Source organism: Fontibacillus forbon, from assembly GCF_046559655.1.
In the GTDB taxonomy this organism is placed as follows: domain Bacteria; phylum Bacillota; class Bacilli; order Paenibacillales; family Paenibacillaceae; genus Fontibacillus.
Map to the genome: position 1 here is coordinate 434,386 of NZ_JBKGFV010000001.1, position 16,335 is coordinate 450,720.

The window sequence follows — 16,335 nt, forward strand, 5'->3', positions numbered from 1 at the left end:
GAGACAAGATTGAAGGAATTGACGATTAAGCAGTTCATATGATATATAAAATGCAAACGGTTTCATAAAATTGCGAACCCGGAAGTTATTAAATATAGCGAAGAAAGGAGGAGAATAAGGCTGTTTGTGCAACCGTTTGCGCAAAATTCGATTTTATTCGCATCATCAAGGGAGGCAAGTTGGTATGAAGCTGAGATTTAGAGGGAAAGGGAAAACCGTTTTTCCGTTTTTCATGATCTTCTCGTTGGTGCTTGGTTCCTTCGGTTTCAATTTCACTGCGAATCAAGCCTATGCCGATCCGGACCAAGTTGAGAGTTTCTCGGCTGTTGGCGGGACAGCAATTGAAGACGGTTATCTGCGGATTCATTACAACGGGAATACCGAAGGCATGGGTTTATGGTTTTGGGGAGATGTTGCGAAACCATCGGACGGCTGGTCTTCCGGTGCAAGCGCTTTCGATCCTGCGCTGGCGGATTCATACGGACACTATATTGACGTCCAACTTAGCGAAGGCGCCAAGAAGATTGGTTTTTTGGTGGTTCATCGGACTTCGGGAGCGAAAGAAGGCGGGGACAAAAATCTCACGTTGCTATCTCCGAATGTGAATGAGGTTTGGATCAAATCCGGTTCGGATCAGGTTTATTCGTATGAGCCGGTAGATTTGCCGGAGAATACCGTACGAATTCACTACACTCGCGATGACCATGATTACGATACCTATGGTCTTTGGTTCTGGGATGATGTAGAGGCACCCTCCGATGGTTGGCCGGGCGGGGCAACTCCATTTATTGCGGGGCAAACCGACCGATACGGCGCCTATGTGGACGTTCGGCTCAAACCGGATGCCAAGAAGATCGGTTTTCTGGTCGTCAACCGCAATAATGGGGACGAGAAAGATGCCGGAGACAAAGCCTTCAGTCTTGTCGACCGCTACAACCGCCTATGGATTAAGCAGGGCGACAACCATGTCTACGTCTCCCCTTACGGGGAAGTTCCGGTGGGGCTCGCATCCGCGGAAGTTTTGTCCGAAAGCAAACTAATGCTTGGCTTTACGATGACGGACGGCTTGGATCCGGAAGCTTTGAAAAATGAACTAATAATCAAAGACAGCCAGGGAAATGGCATTCCCGCCGTACAGGTGAATTTAATCAGTTCCACCGCGGCTGAAGTGGAAATTTCCGGCAGCAATCTGCTTGCGCACCTGCCGCTTAGTGTGACCTACTCCGGCAGGACGGTCTCGGCTTCCACAGGGTGGCGAATGTTGGATGAAATGTTTTACTACGACGGAAACGATCTGGGGGCGACCTATCATGACGGCGGCGTCACCTTCAAGCTCTGGGCTCCGACGGCTAGCTCAGTTACGGCGAGCGTGTATGACAAAGACGATGCGACCCGTTACATAGGCAGCATCGATCTGGCTTTAGGAGAGCAGGGCGTTTGGACAGCGGAGGCGGCCCCGTCCGACTTTCAAATCTCCGACTTGAAAGGATACTTCTATCAGTACTTTGTCACCAATCAGGGAGTAACGAAAGCCGTGCTTGATCCATATGCCAAGTCCATGGCTCCGTTCCGGGTGGATACGAGCGGGAAAGTTGGTCCCGATGGAGATACCGTAGGGAAAGCGGCAATTGTGGAATTGAACGATACCGATCCTGAAGGATACGGTTATGCTCAAATTGACGGTTATGAGCAGCGGGAGGATGCCGTCATCTGGGAAATTCACGTGCGGGACTTCACCTCCGACCCATCGATAGAAGGGGATCTGAATGCGAGATGGGGTTCCTACAAGGCGTTTGGCGATAAACTGGATTATCTGAAATCGCTGGGAGTCACCCACGTTCAACTGTTGCCCGTCATGGCATGGTATTACGGCGACGAAATGAACATGGGAGAAAGAGAACTCGCTTACTCGGCTCAGGGGAACGAATACAACTGGGGATATGATCCGCATAATTATTTTTCTCCGGACGGAGCTTATTCCGAAAACCCGGCCGACCCGCAGCTGCGGATCGAAGAACTCAAGGGCCTGATCGATGCGGTACATGATGCCGGAATGGGCGTTATTCTGGATGTGGTCTATACGCATATGGCCAAAGCCGATTTCCTGAACGATATCGTGCCGGGTTATTATGCCTGGAAGGATGCGAACGGGAACAATGTCGGAGGCTTTGGCAACAATCTGGCGACGAATCACAAGATGGCCGAAAAATTAATGGTAGATTCCGTGAAGTACTGGTTCGACGAATATAAAATAGACGGCATGCGCTGGGATATGATGGGCGATGCCACCTATGAAGCCGTTCAGCACGCATATGACGAAGCGGCCAAGATCAATCCGAATGCCCTCTTTATCGGGGAAGGTTGGCGAACATTCAGCGGCGGGATTGCGGAACCTGCACTAGACGGGCATGGCGCCACCCAGGATTGGATGAACCGGACGGACAACGTCGGCGTCTTCTCGGACGAAATCCGAAATGAATTGAAGTCCGGTTACGGCTCGGAAGGTGAGCCAAGGTTCATTACGGGTGGAGCAAGGCCGATTGAGACGATCTTCAATAATATCAAAGCGCAGCCTTCCAATACGCCTGCGGATGATCCGGGGGACATGGTCTCTTATATCGAGGCGCATGACAACTTGCCGCTCTATGATGTTATCGCCCAGTCGATAAAAAAAGATCCGGCGATACCGGCCAATGACCTGGAAATCCACAAGCGTATCCGGCTTGGGAATTTGCTGGTTCTGACTTCTCAAGGAAGTGCCTTCCTTCATGCAGGGCAAGAATACGGCCGGACCAAGCAGTGGAAAGGTGAAGGAGTGCCGGAGCAAAAATATCATGAATTGAAAGATGAATCCGGAAATTCCTTCGGCTATTTCGTGCACGATTCCTACGATTCTTCCGATGCGATCAATATGTTCGACTGGGCCAAAGCGGGCGATACGCAAGCTTACCCTGTCAATCACATTACGAGGGAGTATACGGCCGGTTTGATCGCGCTGAGAAAGTCGAGTAATGCTTTTACGCTTGGAAATGCCGAGCTTGTGAATCAAAACGTCATGCTGATCGACTCTCCTGAAATAGCGGATAGCGATAAGATCATTGCCTACAAAAACAAAGCCACTGACGGCAGCGGAAACTATTATGTATTCGTAAACGCAGACAGTGTGCCAAGAACGCTGACTTTGCAGGAAAATTTAACGCAGGGCAAAGTTCTTGTCGATAATGACGAAGCCGGTAGCATCGGCGTGACGGAACCTTCCGGTTTCGGGCTTACCTCGAGCTCCATCACGATTGAGCCTCTTACGGCGGTCGTGATTAATAAACAGGATTCCGGCGGCAATCCGGACCCGGGCAGCGGAGGCGGAGGAACCGGGACGGGGTCTACGGGATCTTCATCATCTGCCCAACCGGCAAAGGACGGCTCCTTGGAATCATTGAAAAAGCTGTTTGATGCTTTGCCTACGGATCAGACGGAGGCGGCGGAAACGATTTTGAAAGAACTTGATAAACTGGGCACGGTTTCTTCCATAGAGGCAACTGATAAAGACGGAAAGAAAGTCATTGGTTTGAAAGCGGGAGAACTTCAAGCCGCTATGGACCGACTGACGAAAGGTCTGGAACTGGCTGGGCAACATTTAACGGGCCAAACCACCCTGTTGAATCAAATTAAATCGGCGGCAGCCGTGATCATCGATACCGGGGCGCAATCGGCGGATATCGTCGAGCTCACGCTGCCGGGGTCTTATCTAATCAAGCTGAAGGATGCAGGCATCTCGCTGAAAGTCCGGACAGCGAATGCGGCCATCGTTATCCCCGCCGGCGCGGCAGTCGCCGGGACGGAGCTTTCCGGCTTGAAGGAGATGACCCTCCGATTTGCCCGGATTGGCGAGGCGGAATCGCAAAGCCTGTTATCGAATGCGGGAATCGCTGATCGGGCGCTGAAGCCGGTCGGAAAGATCATTTCCTTCACAGGCTTCACCGTTGATGCTTCCGGCAACCGCAGTCCAATCACGGCATTCAGCAAGCCTGTGAAACTATTGCTGACGCTGTCGGCGGAGGAAATGAAGAGTCTTGGCGATCAGCGAAAATCGGGTATTTATCAGATGACCGTTGACGGCTTCGTTCAATTTCGCGGCGGGAAGTTCGGTAGCGGAGTGGTCGACTCTGAAGTGTTGGAGACAGGTAATTATACTGTCATGGAATCAGCCAAAACGTTCAAGGATTCTGTTGATAGCTGGGCAAAAGAATATATTGAGATTTTAGCGGCCCGGGGTATCGCCACAGGAATCGACGAAGAGCGCTTTGATCCGCAAGCGTCAGTGACTAGGGGGCAGATAGCGGTCTTCCTGGGCAGAGCCTTGCAGTTTGATGAAGCTAGCGGCGGGAATACAGCGTTTACCGATGTATACGCCGATGCTTATTACCACGGTTTTGTAAACGCCATGAAGCAGGCCGGGATCCTCTCTGGTTATGAGGACGGCAGCTTCCGGCCGGATCAAAAGGTAACGCGGGAAGAGATGCTTACGATGGTGATGAATGCTTACGATTATGCAAAAGAAAAGAATGCCGCAGGCCTGCCGATAGCGAAAAGTACTCCATCTTCCGCATCCTTTGCGGACGAAGGACAAATCAGCAAATTTGCGCTTGACTCGGTGAAAGCGGCAAGAGAACTGGGTCTGATCGGCGGAACGCCGGAGGGCAAATTTGCTCCGCAAGAAACTGCGACCCGGGAACAGGTAGCGAAAGTTTTGACCCTGCTTATGCAAGTAACAGGGCAATTTTAAAGAAGAATAAATCAAAGAGAACCGGCCCAAGGAGAAATGAGAACCTTGGACCGGTTCTTCTTTTTGAACCGTTCTATCTCTCGCGCTCGACAAAATTAGTGGGCTCCCGCCTTCAATTTTAGACAGACTTTACATATGGAAGTCTTTATACTGAGAACCATCTCCACGTCATAGGCAGATAGATTCTAGTAAAGAACGGGTTCAGGCAGGTGATGAAGGCTTGGTTGTTTATCTCGATCTGATTTTTTTAATGAACCTGCTAATTGACGGAAGCCTTCTGGCCGTAACCGCGTGGATGAGGAAGCGGAAAGTTGTCGTTTGGCGGCTGGTTCTTTCCGCAGCGGTCGGAGCGTCCTATGTAGTTATGATGTTTCTGCCGGAACTTTCTTTTATGTTTACTTTTATGGTAAAGTTTCTGTTTTCCGTCGTCATGTTATGGATCGCATTCGGTTTTGGCAGCCTGCAAAACTATTTGCGGAATTTAGGGGCGTTCTACATCATCAATTTTGCGGCGGCGGGCGGTATTCTGGGAATCCATTACTTGCTGCAAAACTCCGGAGAGCTTTGGAACGGAATCTGGTATTCCGCTTCCGGCGGTATGGGGTTCTCGCTGCAAATCGGAACCTTGTTTACATTGGCCGCATTTTTTGCCGTACTGATTTGGTTCAAACTGGTTATGTCTTCACGTCGAAGGCAGGAGTTGATCTCCAATTACCTTGCTGACGTGAAGGTCCGGATCGGAGAGGCGGAGATTTGCTGTACCGGGTTGATCGATACCGGCAATCAATTGACCGATCCGCTGAGCCGGCTGCCGGTGATGGTGATGGAGACCTCGTTATGGCGCCAGTTTTTGCCGGATGCTTCATCCGGGTCTGAGGCGGGAAATCAGGCGGACAACCTTATTCTGGAATGGTCGGAGGATGAGTCTTTTCCCTGGCGTGACCGTTTGCGGCTGGTTCCTTACCGTGGGGTGAACAAAGGCTCGCAATTTATGCTTGCCCTGAAGCCGGATGAAGTGATCGTTATCCTTGAAGGCCGGGAAATCAGCACGTCACGGGTCCTCATCGGATTGGACGGGGGAATTTTATCGTCGGAGGGGGCTTACCGGGCCATCATACATCCTTCATTAACGGGTGAAGCGATGGGTGCGCAACAACAAGCCGGCTAATCCGCAGAAGGAAATTATTCGGAACAAGAAATTTTCTGTATTGTTAGACCTTTTGGAAATACGGGAAAGTAATATGGGAGGAAAAAGAAGCCATGCGTGTAAAATGGAAACTGATGCTGCAGCTGCAGTACTACCGGATATTGTTTTTATTCGGACTGAAAAGCGAAGAAATCTATTATATCGGCGGAAGCGAAGCGCTGCCGCCTCCATTGACGCGCGAAGAAGAAGAATATTTGTTGCAGCGGCTGTCTACCGGGGATGCCGCGATCAGGGCGATGCTGATCGAGCGGAATCTTCGGCTGGTCGTTTATATTGCACGAAAATTCGAGAATACGGGCATTAACATCGAGGACCTTGTCTCGATCGGCACCATTGGACTCATCAAGGCCGTGAATACGTTCGATCCCGAGAAAAAAATCAAGCTGGCGACCTATGCATCACGCTGCATCGAGAACGAGATCCTTATGTATCTACGCCGGAACAGCAAAATCCGGACGGAAGTATCCTTCGACGAACCCTTGAACATCGATTGGGACGGAAACGAATTGCTTCTCTCCGACGTGCTTGGCACGGAGAATGACACCATATACCGCAATATCGAGGAACAGGTTGACCGCAAGCTGCTGCACAAGGCGCTCGACAAACTGAGCGAACGGGAACGGATGATCATGGAGCTTCGATTCGGCCTCGTCGACGGCGACGAAAAAACGCAAAAAGACGTGGCGGATTTGCTCGGAATTTCTCAATCCTACATTTCCCGGCTGGAAAAACGGATCATCAAGCGGCTCCGCAAGGAATTCAACAAGATGGTGTAGGCGGGGCGGGCAAGGAGTAAATTCAGGAATAAAAATACAGTCCCGGGAGATAATGATCATTAATGTTTCTCCTTGGGAGGTAAGACTTGATGACCCGAAACAAAGTCGAGATTTGCGGGGTTGATACCGCAAAATTGCCCGTTCTAACCAATGCGGAAATGCGTGAATTGTTCCACTCTTTGCAGCAGGACCACGTAAGATCAGCCAGAGAAAAGTTAGTGAATGGCAACCTCAGACTCGTACTGAGTGTCATCCAGCGGTTCAACAATCGGGGGGAGTATGTGGACGACCTGTTTCAAGTCGGCTGCATCGGACTCATGAAAGCCATCGATAATTTTGATTTATCGCAGAACGTCAAATTCTCGACCTATGCGGTGCCGATGATCATCGGGGAAATCCGCCGGTACTTGCGGGACAACAACCCGATCCGCGTGTCGCGCAGCCTGCGCGATATCGCATATAAGGCACTGCAAATGCGCGATAGCCTGACGAACCAGAACTCGAGGGAACCGACGATTTTCGAAATCTCGGAAGCGCTCGGTCTTCCGAAAGAAGACGTTGTATTCGCGCTGGATGCCATCCAGGACCCGGTATCGTTGTTTGAGCCGATCTATCATGACGGGGGTGATCCCATCTATGTCATGGACCAGATCAGCGACGACAGGAACAAGGATGTTTCCTGGATCGAGGAGATTGCCCTTCGGGAAGCGATGCAGCGCCTGGGACGGCGGGAAAAAATGATTTTGTCGATGCGCTTCTTCGAAGGCAAGACCCAGATGGAAGTGGCCGACGAAATCGGCATCTCCCAGGCCCAGGTATCCAGGCTCGAGAAATCCGCCATCTTACAAATGCAGAAACATGTGAAGTCGTAAGGCAAGAACGGCAAAACGGTAGGTATAAGGGACAACCTTATCCTACTGTTTTTTTGTTCCATAAATATCCACATTAACATCTTCAAAGGAACTGTTTTTTAGCCGATATAACGATTAGGAATTTGGAATGTTTTGTAAAACCAGATTGGAGAGGAAAATCAATGTCTACAATTCATGCGGTTTCGAACCAACGTACGGAAAAACCGATAGTGCCTTCGGCGGGTAGAGATCAGCTTAGTGTCTCCCAGCAAATACGTAAACAAATCGAGAGTTTGCAAAAGCAAATGGATAAAATCAGGCAAGGTCAAGACAGCAATGAAACTAAAGGATCGGCGATCAAGCAGATTCAAGAACAAATTAAACAGCTTCAAGTGCAGCTGCAAGAAGCCGCCATGCAGGAGAAACAGGAAGAATTGGAAGAGCGACAAACGAAAATGGCGGAGCATGCGGAAGCGCAAACGATAAGAAACCAAGATGGCGATGAGCTTATTTTCTCGAATGAGGTTCAGCATATGATATCTTCATCTCACCAGCTTTCACAAATGACGACATTGCGAAAAGTGCAGGTAGAGATGGAGAATAGACATAACTATGCGAAAGCGGATCAGATTGCGGCACAAATTATAGGAAAGTCGATGAAAATACATAAAGACCAGCACGAAATGATGGAGAGAAGCGAACGTTTGAGAGTAGGCGAGAGTAAATCGGATAAGTTAGAAACAAGTATTACGGAGGAACAAAAACGGAAGCCCGAAGAGCAAACGGATTCGGAAAAATAATTGATGTTGGAACGTCGGGGTTTTCTTGCCCGGCGTTTTTCTTGTGTACGGAAACCATTAACCATCCCTTTCATCGGTTCTGGTCAGGAGTTTAGTACGTATCCATGTTTACTTATTTTTTGAAGTCCGCAATCATATAGTAAAGGGATAGCATTCGCAGTCAGGGGGCGATGGTGGATGGATAATGTGGTGAGAGCGAGCATGAAAATCTCGGATTTCCAAACGAAAGACGTCATCAATGTCGTGGACGGCAAGCGGCTGGGGCATATCAGCGATCTGGAACTGGACTTGCGGCAGGGACTGATCGAGGCGATCGTCGTGCCGGTGAATACGAAATTTCTCGGGCTTTTTGGCGGCGGCAACGATCTGATCATCCCCTGGAAAAATATCGTGAAAATCGGCTCCGACGTCGTCCTAGTCAAGATGGAGGAACTGCGGGAATCGCGAAATCAGCCGGCCTATGAGACCACCGTTTATATCGACCGGGACGGGAGAGCGGAACGCCGCGGATAACACGGGAGTTGAGATATGTTAAACTGGTTAGTAAAATAGTGTAATTGGGAAGACGCGCCGGTTTTGGAGAAGGAATTTACCGAGCATCAAGGGGAGATGGATGATGGAACCGTTTATTTGGAATCCTAAACAGGATATTCCTGAACAATATGAAATAATCGCATGGAAAAACCTTGTCCCGGGGCTGTGCGTGGGGTTTACCGGACGCTCGGGAGGGGCGGGGAAAGAACCGTACGCCAGCCTGAATTTGGCGTTTCATGTCGGGGATGAACCGGACGACGTGCTTGAAAACCGCCGCAGGCTGGCCGGTGCGCTTGGTTTTTCGCCGGAGTCATGGACCTGCGGGGAGCAGGTTCACGGGGTCTCGGTCGCTGTCGTAGGAGAGAAGGACCGGGGGAAAGGATTCCGCGACCGGGACAGCGCCTTTCAAGAAACGGATGGACTGGTAACCAATGTGCCGGGCGTACTGCTGACCTCTTTTTATGCCGATTGCGTGCCGCTTTATTTTCTTGATCCGGCGAACCGGGCTGTAGGCCTTGCCCATGCGGGATGGAAAGGAACCGTGGGCCGGATTGCCGAAGCGGTGATCACCACGATGGAACAGGAATACGGCAGCCGCAGAAGTCAGATCATGACGGCCATCGGCCCCAGCATAGGCTCGTGCTGCTACGAGGTGGATGAGCATGTCATGAGGAAAGTGCGGGATGCTTTTCAAGGGATGCCCGAGGAGGAATGGGCTCCGAAAATTTATTCTCCTTCCCTTCGGGAAGGGAGAAGTATGCTGAACTTGAAAGAAATGAATCGAATTATTATGATAAAAGCAGGAATATTGCCGACACATATCGAATGTACATCTTGGTGTACAAGCTGCCATAGCGACCGGTTTTTCTCTTACCGTAAACATAACGGGTTAACCGGGCGGATGGCGAGTTGGGTTGGTTTGAAGGAGAGGTGATCCTTTCTTGTCACTTAAAGAACGGATACAGCATGTAGAAGAAATGATCATGGCGGCCTGTGACCGAAGCGGAAGACATCGGGATGAGGTTACGGTAATCGCCGTGACCAAGTATGTCTCGGCAGAGATGACCTCCTCGGTTCTGAACAGCGGAATCAAGCACCTGGGGGAGAATCGCCCGGGCGTAGCGGTGCCGAAGTGGGAGGCGCTTGGCGGGCAGGGGGTATGGCACTTTATCGGCCATCTCCAAAGCAGGAAGGTTAAGGACGTCGTTGGGAAATTTCAATATATTCATTCGCTGGACCGGCTTTCGCTGGCCCAAGAGATGGACAAGCGGGCAGCAGCGGCCGGAACTGTAGTGAAGGCGTTTTTGCAGGTCAATGTTTCCGGCGAGGCGTCCAAACAAGGGGTTGCGCGGGAAGAAGCCGAGGCTTTCCTTCGGGTGGCCGGGCAGTTGGCCCATATCAAGATCATCGGGCTGATGACGATGGCGCCGGAAGTAGAGGATCCTGAAGACGCAAGACCCGTTTTTCGCGGGCTGCGGATTCTTCGGGACGAGTTGAATGCCAAGGGTGTGACGGCAGAGCCCCTTACGGAATTGTCCATGGGCATGTCGGGCGATTTTGAAGTGGCGATTGAAGAAGGGGCGACTTGGGTGCGCCTCGGGACTCTTTTAGTAGGGAAAGGGGACGAGATGTAATGGGAGTAATGAACCGGTTCATGAACTTCTTGGGCCTTCAGGAAGAGGAAGAAATCGTGGAGCGCGAAACGTTTCCGGGAAATGATGAGCCGGATTTTGAAACCCCGAGCTTTGAAACCCGTAAGAATCAAAGAGGAAGCAATGTGGTCAGCATTCATTCGCAAAAGAACGTCAAGGTGATTCTTTATGAACCGCGCTCTTATGATGAAGCCCAAGAGATCGCGGATCATTTGCGTTCCCACCGGAGCGTCGTAGTTAACCTCCAGCGGGTACGCAACGACCAGGCGATGCGGATTATCGACTTCCTGAGCGGTACGATTTATGCGCTTAGCGGCAGCATTTCCAAAATCGGCGGCAATATTTTTCTGTGCACGCCGGATACCGTAGAAATTCAGGGAGCGATTACGGAAATACTGACCGAAGATTCCGAATATAACAGAATGAGGTGATGACAGCTTGGGTAATACAATCGGAGACATTGTGTGGTTGATCTACAATATTTATTTTTATATGATTTTTGCTTATATTCTGATGTCCTGGGTTCCAAACGTTCGTGAAAGTTTTATCGGCGAACTGCTCGGAAAGCTGGTCGAGCCGTTTTTGGCTCCGTTCCGGCGGTTTATTCCTCCGCTTATGGGAACGATCGACTTCTCCCCGATCATAGCTTTGCTTGTTCTTCGTTTGGCGGCGGTGGGGCTCATCAGCGTGCTGAATTATATCTTTGTGTGATGGGTTGAGATCATGAAAAGCGATATTTATGATCATTTCAAGCCGGAAGAACGCCAGTTTGTGGACCGGGCATGGGAGTGGGTCGTCGGAGCCGGGGATTATCACGAAGTGAAGCTGACTGATTTTCTCGATCCGCGGCAAGGCTTTATTTTGCAATCGCTGGCGAACCGTCATCCCGATACGGCCGTGCGGCTGGACGGCGGATACGAGGGTGCGGAGCGGCAGCGCGGTCTCATCGCTCCGGATTACCGGGACCTCGGTAGCGAACCGATGCGTATGAAGATACTCAGCATTACTTCGGACGACCAGAAGCTGGCCGTTTTGCAGCATGGGGATTATTTGGGCGCGATTCTCGGCCTCGGGCTGAAACGGGAGAAAATCGGCGACATCCATGTTCGGGAAGACGGCTGCCATGTCATCGTCGCGGAAGAAATATCCCCTTTTCTCAGCATGAATCTGCAGCAGGTACACCGGGTCCAGGTTATGACCGAACTTCTGGATCTGGATTCACTGAGAACGACGGAAGCCGAACTCGAGCCGCTGGATTTAACGGTGGCTTCTTTACGTTTGGACGGGATTGCCGGCGATGTGTTCCGGCTTAGCCGGAGCAAGGTACTGGTGCCGATCAAAGCGGGGCGCTGCCGGGTCAACTGGAGGACGGAGGAAAATCCCTCCAAGCTGCTAAAAGAAGGCGATATCGTCGCCTTGCAAGGGTTCGGGCGGTTTAAGGTGCTTGAATGCGACGGGGTGACAAAAAGAGGCAGGCTCCGAGTAAAAATCGGAAAATTTAGTTGATCTCGTTGCAGGAGATCTGCAATTCCTGTCGAAATTAACTACTTACGTATAAATTGAGAGTTCAAAAAGTGAGATTTTTAGCAGGGCCTGCGATTAGAAGCCCGCTTTTTGAACAACCTCTAAGTAGTGAGTGAGACAGGCTTCCCGCAGGGGGAGTTTTGAATATAATAGGAGGTGCGGATCATGCCATTAACACCGCTGGATATACATAACAAGGAGTTTTCGAGACGCATTCGCGGCTATGATGAAGACGAAGTAAACGAATTCCTCGACCAGGTCATTAAAGACTACGAAATCGTGATCCGGGAAAACAAGGAACTGCACAATCAATTGTTTTCTTTGCAAGAGAAGCTGGATCATTTTTCCAATATTGAAGAAACGTTAAGCAAGACGATTATCGTAGCGCAGGAAGCGGCCGACGAAGTTAAGAATAATGCGAAGAAAGAAGCCCAGTTGATCGTGAAGGAAGCCGAGAAAAACGCGGACCGGATCGTTAACGAGTCCCTCTCCAAATCGCGCAAAATCGCGATGGAAGTTGAGGAGTTAAAGAAACAGGCTTCCATCTATCGCGCGCGTTTCCGCACGTTGGTGGAGGCTCAGTTGGATTTGCTGAGCCACGACGGATGGGATTCGCTCGAGAATCGCGAGCGCTCCTTCGAACAGGACCGCGACCGCGAAGTGAAAGAAATTTACTAAGCAATCGCTTCAGGTTGACATTTCCCGTGGAAATAAGTTATAAATAATAACATATTTCTTGTTGAATGTATGAAAGATCCATATCGATTTGATGATGGGAACAAGTACGCGGCGATGTTGTCCCCCAGAGAGTTGGCATTTGCTGAAAGCCAATGTTCAAGACGCTGACGGAAAATCCTCCCGGAGAAGCCTAGCTGAATTTCCGTTTGGAAAGCGTAAGCTATGCCGGCAGCCGGCCGTTATACCGGACCCATATGAAGCGTATGGGATCAAGGTGTCATGCTGCCTGCGATAATTTTTTTTCGCATCCGGCTTTGCATGAAACAAGGGTGGTAACGCGAGCACAAAGTCTCGTCCCTTTTGGGACGGGGCTTTTTTTGTTTTTAACGAAATTTTTTGAAGGGAAGTAAACGAAAATGAAAAAAGTCGATGTCAAAGAACAGGCTCGCACGCGCGACCTGCGCATTTTGAACAAATGGAACAGCGAAAATACGTTTAAACGCAGTATCGAGAACCGCGAAGGCCGTCCGAACTATGTATTTTATGAAGGTCCGCCGACCGCGAACGGGCTTCCGCATATCGGCCACGTACTTGGACGGGTGATCAAGGACTTTATCGGCCGTTATCAGACCATGAAAGGATACCGTGTCGTTCGTAAAGCAGGCTGGGATACGCACGGACTTCCGGTCGAGCTTGGCGTCGAGAAGCAACTTGGCATTTCCGGGAAACAGGAGATCGAAAAATACGGCATTGAAGAATTCGTCAAGAAATGTAAAGCCAGCGTGTTCGGCTACGAAAAACAATGGCGCGAATTTACCGAAGCGATTGCTTACTGGACCGATCTGGACAATCCGTATATTACGCTGGATAACAACTACATCGAGAGCGTGTGGAACATTCTGGCCACCGTTCACGAAAAAGGATTGCTTTACCGCGGCCACCGGGTAAGCCCTTACTGCCCTTGCTGTCAAACCTCGCTCAGCTCGCATGAAGTGGCGCAAGGGTATGAGGATGTAAAAGACCTTAGCGCGACCGCTAAATTCAAGCTGGACAGCACCGGTGAGTATGTTCTTGCCTGGACGACAACCCCTTGGACTTTGCCGGCCCACGTCGCTTTGGCGGTCAATCCCGAGATGGAATATGCAAAAGTGAAGCAGGAAGATGGCGTATACATCGTCGCCAAGAACCTGGTTGAAAAAGTAATGAAGGGCGATTACACGATCGAATCGGTCATTAAGGGCGACGAACTGGTGGGCCAAACCTATGCTTCGCCATTCAGCTATATTAAAGCGGACAAAGTGAACGTCATCGTAGGCGCTTCGTTCGTAACGGACGCCAGCGGTACCGGGATCGTGCATATGGCTCCGGCGCACGGGGAAGACGACTACCGGACCTGCCGCGAGAACGGCATCAGCTTCGTAAGCGTAGTCGACGGCCAAGGCCGCTACACTGAGACGGTAAGCGATTTTGCCGGCCGTTTCGTGAAGGATTGCGATCTCGATATCGTCAAAACGCTGTCCGAAAAAGGACTGCTCTACAGCAAAGAGAAATACGAGCACAGCTACCCGTTCTGTTGGCGTTGCAAATCCCCGCTTTTGTACTATGCGATGGATAGCTGGTTCATTGAAACGACTGCCGTCAAGGATCAACTCATTGCCAATAACAACTCCGTTAACTGGTATCCGGGGCATGTCAGGGAAGGGCGCTTCGGCAAGTTCCTGGAGGAACTGGTTGATTGGAATATCAGCAGGAACCGCTATTGGGGCACCCCGCTCAATGTTTGGGTATGCCGGGATTGCGGGGAGCAATTCGCGCCACACAGTCTGGCCGAGCTTCGCGCGCATGCGATCGGCGAGGTCAGCGAGGATCTCGAACTTCATAAACCTTACGTGGATGAAGTCAAGGTCAAATGCCCTCACTGCGAAGGCGGCGTGATGGAGCGGACGAGCGAAGTGATCGACGTCTGGTTCGACAGCGGTTCGATGCCGTTTGCCCAGCATCACTACCCGTTCGAAAACGAGAAGACGTTCGAGGAGCAGTTCCCGGCCGATATGATCTGCGAAGGGATCGACCAAACGCGCGGCTGGTTCTACAGTCTGTTGGCCGTATCCACCTTGTTTACGGGCAAAGCGCCATATAAAGCTGTTATCGCGACCGGACACGTGCTCGACGAAAACGGACAGAAGATGTCCAAGTCCAAAGGAAACGTCATCGATCCTTGGGATATCATCAATGAATTCGGCACCGATGCTTTCCGTTGGGCGCTTCTGTCCGACAGCGCGCCATGGAACAGCAAGCGCTTCTCTAAAGGCATCGTTGCGGAAGCCAAATCCAAAGTGGTGGATACGCTCGTCAATACCCACGCCTTTCTTACGCTGTATGCCGGCATCGACGGCTACAAGCCGGAAGAGCACGAGTTCCGTCGCTCCGATAACAAGCTGGACCGCTGGATCCTGTCCCGGTTGAACAGCCTGATTTTGCTGGTGGATAAAGGTCTGGCCGTGAATGATTTCGTAAACACGTCTAAAGCGATCGAGTCGTTTATCGACGAATTGAGCAACTGGTATATCCGCCGTTCGCGCGACCGTTTCTGGGGCAGCGGCCTTGGCGAGGATAAAGTGTCCGCCTATCAAACTCTTGTTCATGTGCTGCTTACGCTGTCCAAGCTGATGGCTCCGTTTACGCCGATGCTGTCTGAGGAAATTTTCACCAATCTGGGCGGCGGAGAAAGCGTGCACTTGGCCGATTATCCGTCGGTAGATGAATCGCTGATCGATCTGGCACTGGAAGCGGATATGGAAAGTGCCCGGCAAATCGTCGAACTGGCGCGCAACGTCCGTAACGAGACGGGGATCAAGACCCGTCAGCCGCTGTCGAGCCTGATCGTATCCATGGACCGTGACTTTGCGCTTGCTCAATATGAGGAAATCATCAAAGAAGAAATCAATATTAAAACAATCGAACTCAAAACGAGCGACAGCGGATTCGTCGATTTCACATTAAAGATGAATTTGAAAGTGGCCGGAAAGAAATACGGCAAAAACATCGGGTTCCTGCAGGGCTTCCTGAAGGGGCTGAGCGCCGAAGAAACGCGTAAAATCGTGGAAAACGGCCAGGTGAACATTACTTCGCCTGAAGGCGAGGAACTGAACGTTACCGCCGAGGAACTTCTGATCGAGAAACAGGCGAAATCGGGCTTTGCCTCCGCTTCGGGTTACGGGATCACCGTTGCGCTGAATACCGACATCACACCGGAACTGGAGCAGGAAGGATGGGTTCGTGAAGTGGTACGTGCCGTTCAGGATACGCGCAAAAAACTGGACCTTCCGATCGAAAAAAGAGTGCACCTGACGCTGGATGTGGACGATGAGCTGAAGACAGCGATTACGGCGTTTGAGAATGTGCTCAGAGATAATGTACTCATTACGGATGTGTCCTTCGGAACGGCCGAAAGCCAAGGTGAGACGGTAGATTTAGGCGGTAAAAAAATCGGCGTCTACATTCGGGCATAAGCTAGCGAAATAGGTAGA

At 50.8% G+C, this 16,335-nt stretch carries 13 protein-coding genes and 1 other annotated feature; all 13 genes read left to right on the forward strand.

From position 1 onward, the window contains the following. Positions 1 to 184 precede the first annotated feature (184 nt). The 13 genes from ACLB09_RS01840 (at position 185) to ileS (ending at position 16,317) form a co-directional block, all read left to right on the forward strand. Entirely contained in the window at positions 185 to 4,783 is a 4,599-nt protein-coding gene (locus ACLB09_RS01840) for a pullulanase (protein WP_410768054.1), read from the forward strand. Positions 4,784 to 5,003: 220 nt separating this feature from the next. Next, complete coding sequence (gene spoIIGA / locus ACLB09_RS01845) at positions 5,004 to 5,951, forward strand: sigma-E processing peptidase SpoIIGA (protein ID WP_410768055.1); 948 nt, start codon at positions 5,004 to 5,006, stop codon at positions 5,949 to 5,951. A 92-nt stretch (positions 5,952 to 6,043) separates the two neighbouring features. After that, on the forward strand, positions 6,044 to 6,766 hold the full coding sequence (sigE, locus tag ACLB09_RS01850; RefSeq protein WP_114494789.1) for an RNA polymerase sporulation sigma factor SigE: 723 nt from the start codon (positions 6,044 to 6,046) through the stop codon (positions 6,764 to 6,766). Positions 6,767 to 6,855: 89 nt separating this feature from the next. After that, the gene (gene sigG / locus ACLB09_RS01855; protein WP_114494790.1) at positions 6,856 to 7,638 is read left to right on the forward strand and encodes an RNA polymerase sporulation sigma factor SigG; all 783 of its coding nucleotides are present in this window, start codon (positions 6,856 to 6,858) and stop codon (positions 7,636 to 7,638) included. 161 nt (positions 7,639 to 7,799) lie between these two features. Next, positions 7,800 to 8,417 carry a hypothetical protein gene (locus ACLB09_RS01860; RefSeq protein WP_410768056.1) on the forward strand — a complete coding sequence of 206 codons (618 nt, stop codon included), beginning with the start codon at positions 7,800 to 7,802 and terminating at the stop codon, positions 8,415 to 8,417. A gap of 177 nt (positions 8,418 to 8,594) precedes the next feature. After that, entirely contained in the window at positions 8,595 to 8,930 is a 336-nt protein-coding gene (locus ACLB09_RS01865) for a YlmC/YmxH family sporulation protein (RefSeq protein WP_410768057.1), read from the forward strand. A 103-nt stretch (positions 8,931 to 9,033) separates the two neighbouring features. Then, a complete protein-coding gene (pgeF, locus tag ACLB09_RS01870) occupies positions 9,034 to 9,885 on the forward strand; it encodes a peptidoglycan editing factor PgeF (RefSeq protein ID WP_410768973.1) in 852 nt (283 codons plus the stop codon). Positions 9,886 to 9,892: 7 nt separating this feature from the next. Then, on the forward strand, positions 9,893 to 10,585 hold the full coding sequence (locus ACLB09_RS01875) for a YggS family pyridoxal phosphate-dependent enzyme (protein ID WP_410768058.1): 693 nt from the start codon (positions 9,893 to 9,895) through the stop codon (positions 10,583 to 10,585). After that, the gene (locus ACLB09_RS01880; protein ID WP_410768059.1) at positions 10,585 to 11,034 is read left to right on the forward strand and encodes a cell division protein SepF; all 450 of its coding nucleotides are present in this window, start codon (positions 10,585 to 10,587) and stop codon (positions 11,032 to 11,034) included. The genes ACLB09_RS01875 and ACLB09_RS01880 overlap by 1 nt, the downstream gene beginning before the upstream one ends. 7 nt (positions 11,035 to 11,041) lie before the next feature. Continuing rightward, a complete protein-coding gene (locus ACLB09_RS01885) occupies positions 11,042 to 11,314 on the forward strand; it encodes a YggT family protein (RefSeq protein WP_410768060.1) in 273 nt (90 codons plus the stop codon). A 12-nt stretch (positions 11,315 to 11,326) separates the two neighbouring features. Continuing rightward, entirely contained in the window at positions 11,327 to 12,109 is a 783-nt protein-coding gene (locus ACLB09_RS01890; RefSeq protein WP_410768062.1) for a YlmH family RNA-binding protein, read from the forward strand. 183 nt (positions 12,110 to 12,292) lie between these two features. Next, positions 12,293 to 12,805, forward strand: coding sequence for a DivIVA domain-containing protein (locus tag ACLB09_RS01895; protein WP_410768063.1), 513 nt, complete (start codon positions 12,293 to 12,295; stop codon positions 12,803 to 12,805). Between the two features lie 82 nt (positions 12,806 to 12,887). Next, positions 12,888 to 13,167, forward strand: a binding site (T-box leader). 54 nt (positions 13,168 to 13,221) lie between these two features. Next, on the forward strand, positions 13,222 to 16,317 hold the full coding sequence (gene ileS, locus ACLB09_RS01900; protein ID WP_410768064.1) for an isoleucine--tRNA ligase: 3,096 nt from the start codon (positions 13,222 to 13,224) through the stop codon (positions 16,315 to 16,317). The last annotated feature ends 18 nt before the right edge of the window (positions 16,318 to 16,335 follow it).

Coding starts and splice junctions, on each gene's coding strand:
- ACLB09_RS01840 (WP_410768054.1), top strand. CDS start 185: ATGAAGCTGAGATTTAGAGGGAAAGGGAAAACCGTTTTTCCGTTTTTC.
- sigE (WP_114494789.1), top strand. CDS start 6,044: ATGCGTGTAAAATGGAAACTGATGCTGCAGCTGCAGTACTACCGGATA.
- sigG (WP_114494790.1), top strand. CDS start 6,856: ATGACCCGAAACAAAGTCGAGATTTGCGGGGTTGATACCGCAAAATTG.
- ACLB09_RS01860 (WP_410768056.1), top strand. CDS start 7,800: ATGTCTACAATTCATGCGGTTTCGAACCAACGTACGGAAAAACCGATA.
- ACLB09_RS01865 (WP_410768057.1), top strand. CDS start 8,595: ATGGATAATGTGGTGAGAGCGAGCATGAAAATCTCGGATTTCCAAACG.
- pgeF (WP_410768973.1), top strand. CDS start 9,034: ATGGAACCGTTTATTTGGAATCCTAAACAGGATATTCCTGAACAATAT.
- ACLB09_RS01880 (WP_410768059.1), top strand. CDS start 10,585: ATGGGAGTAATGAACCGGTTCATGAACTTCTTGGGCCTTCAGGAAGAG.
- ACLB09_RS01890 (WP_410768062.1), top strand. CDS start 11,327: ATGAAAAGCGATATTTATGATCATTTCAAGCCGGAAGAACGCCAGTTT.
- ACLB09_RS01895 (WP_410768063.1), top strand. CDS start 12,293: ATGCCATTAACACCGCTGGATATACATAACAAGGAGTTTTCGAGACGC.
- ileS (WP_410768064.1), top strand. CDS start 13,222: ATGAAAAAAGTCGATGTCAAAGAACAGGCTCGCACGCGCGACCTGCGC.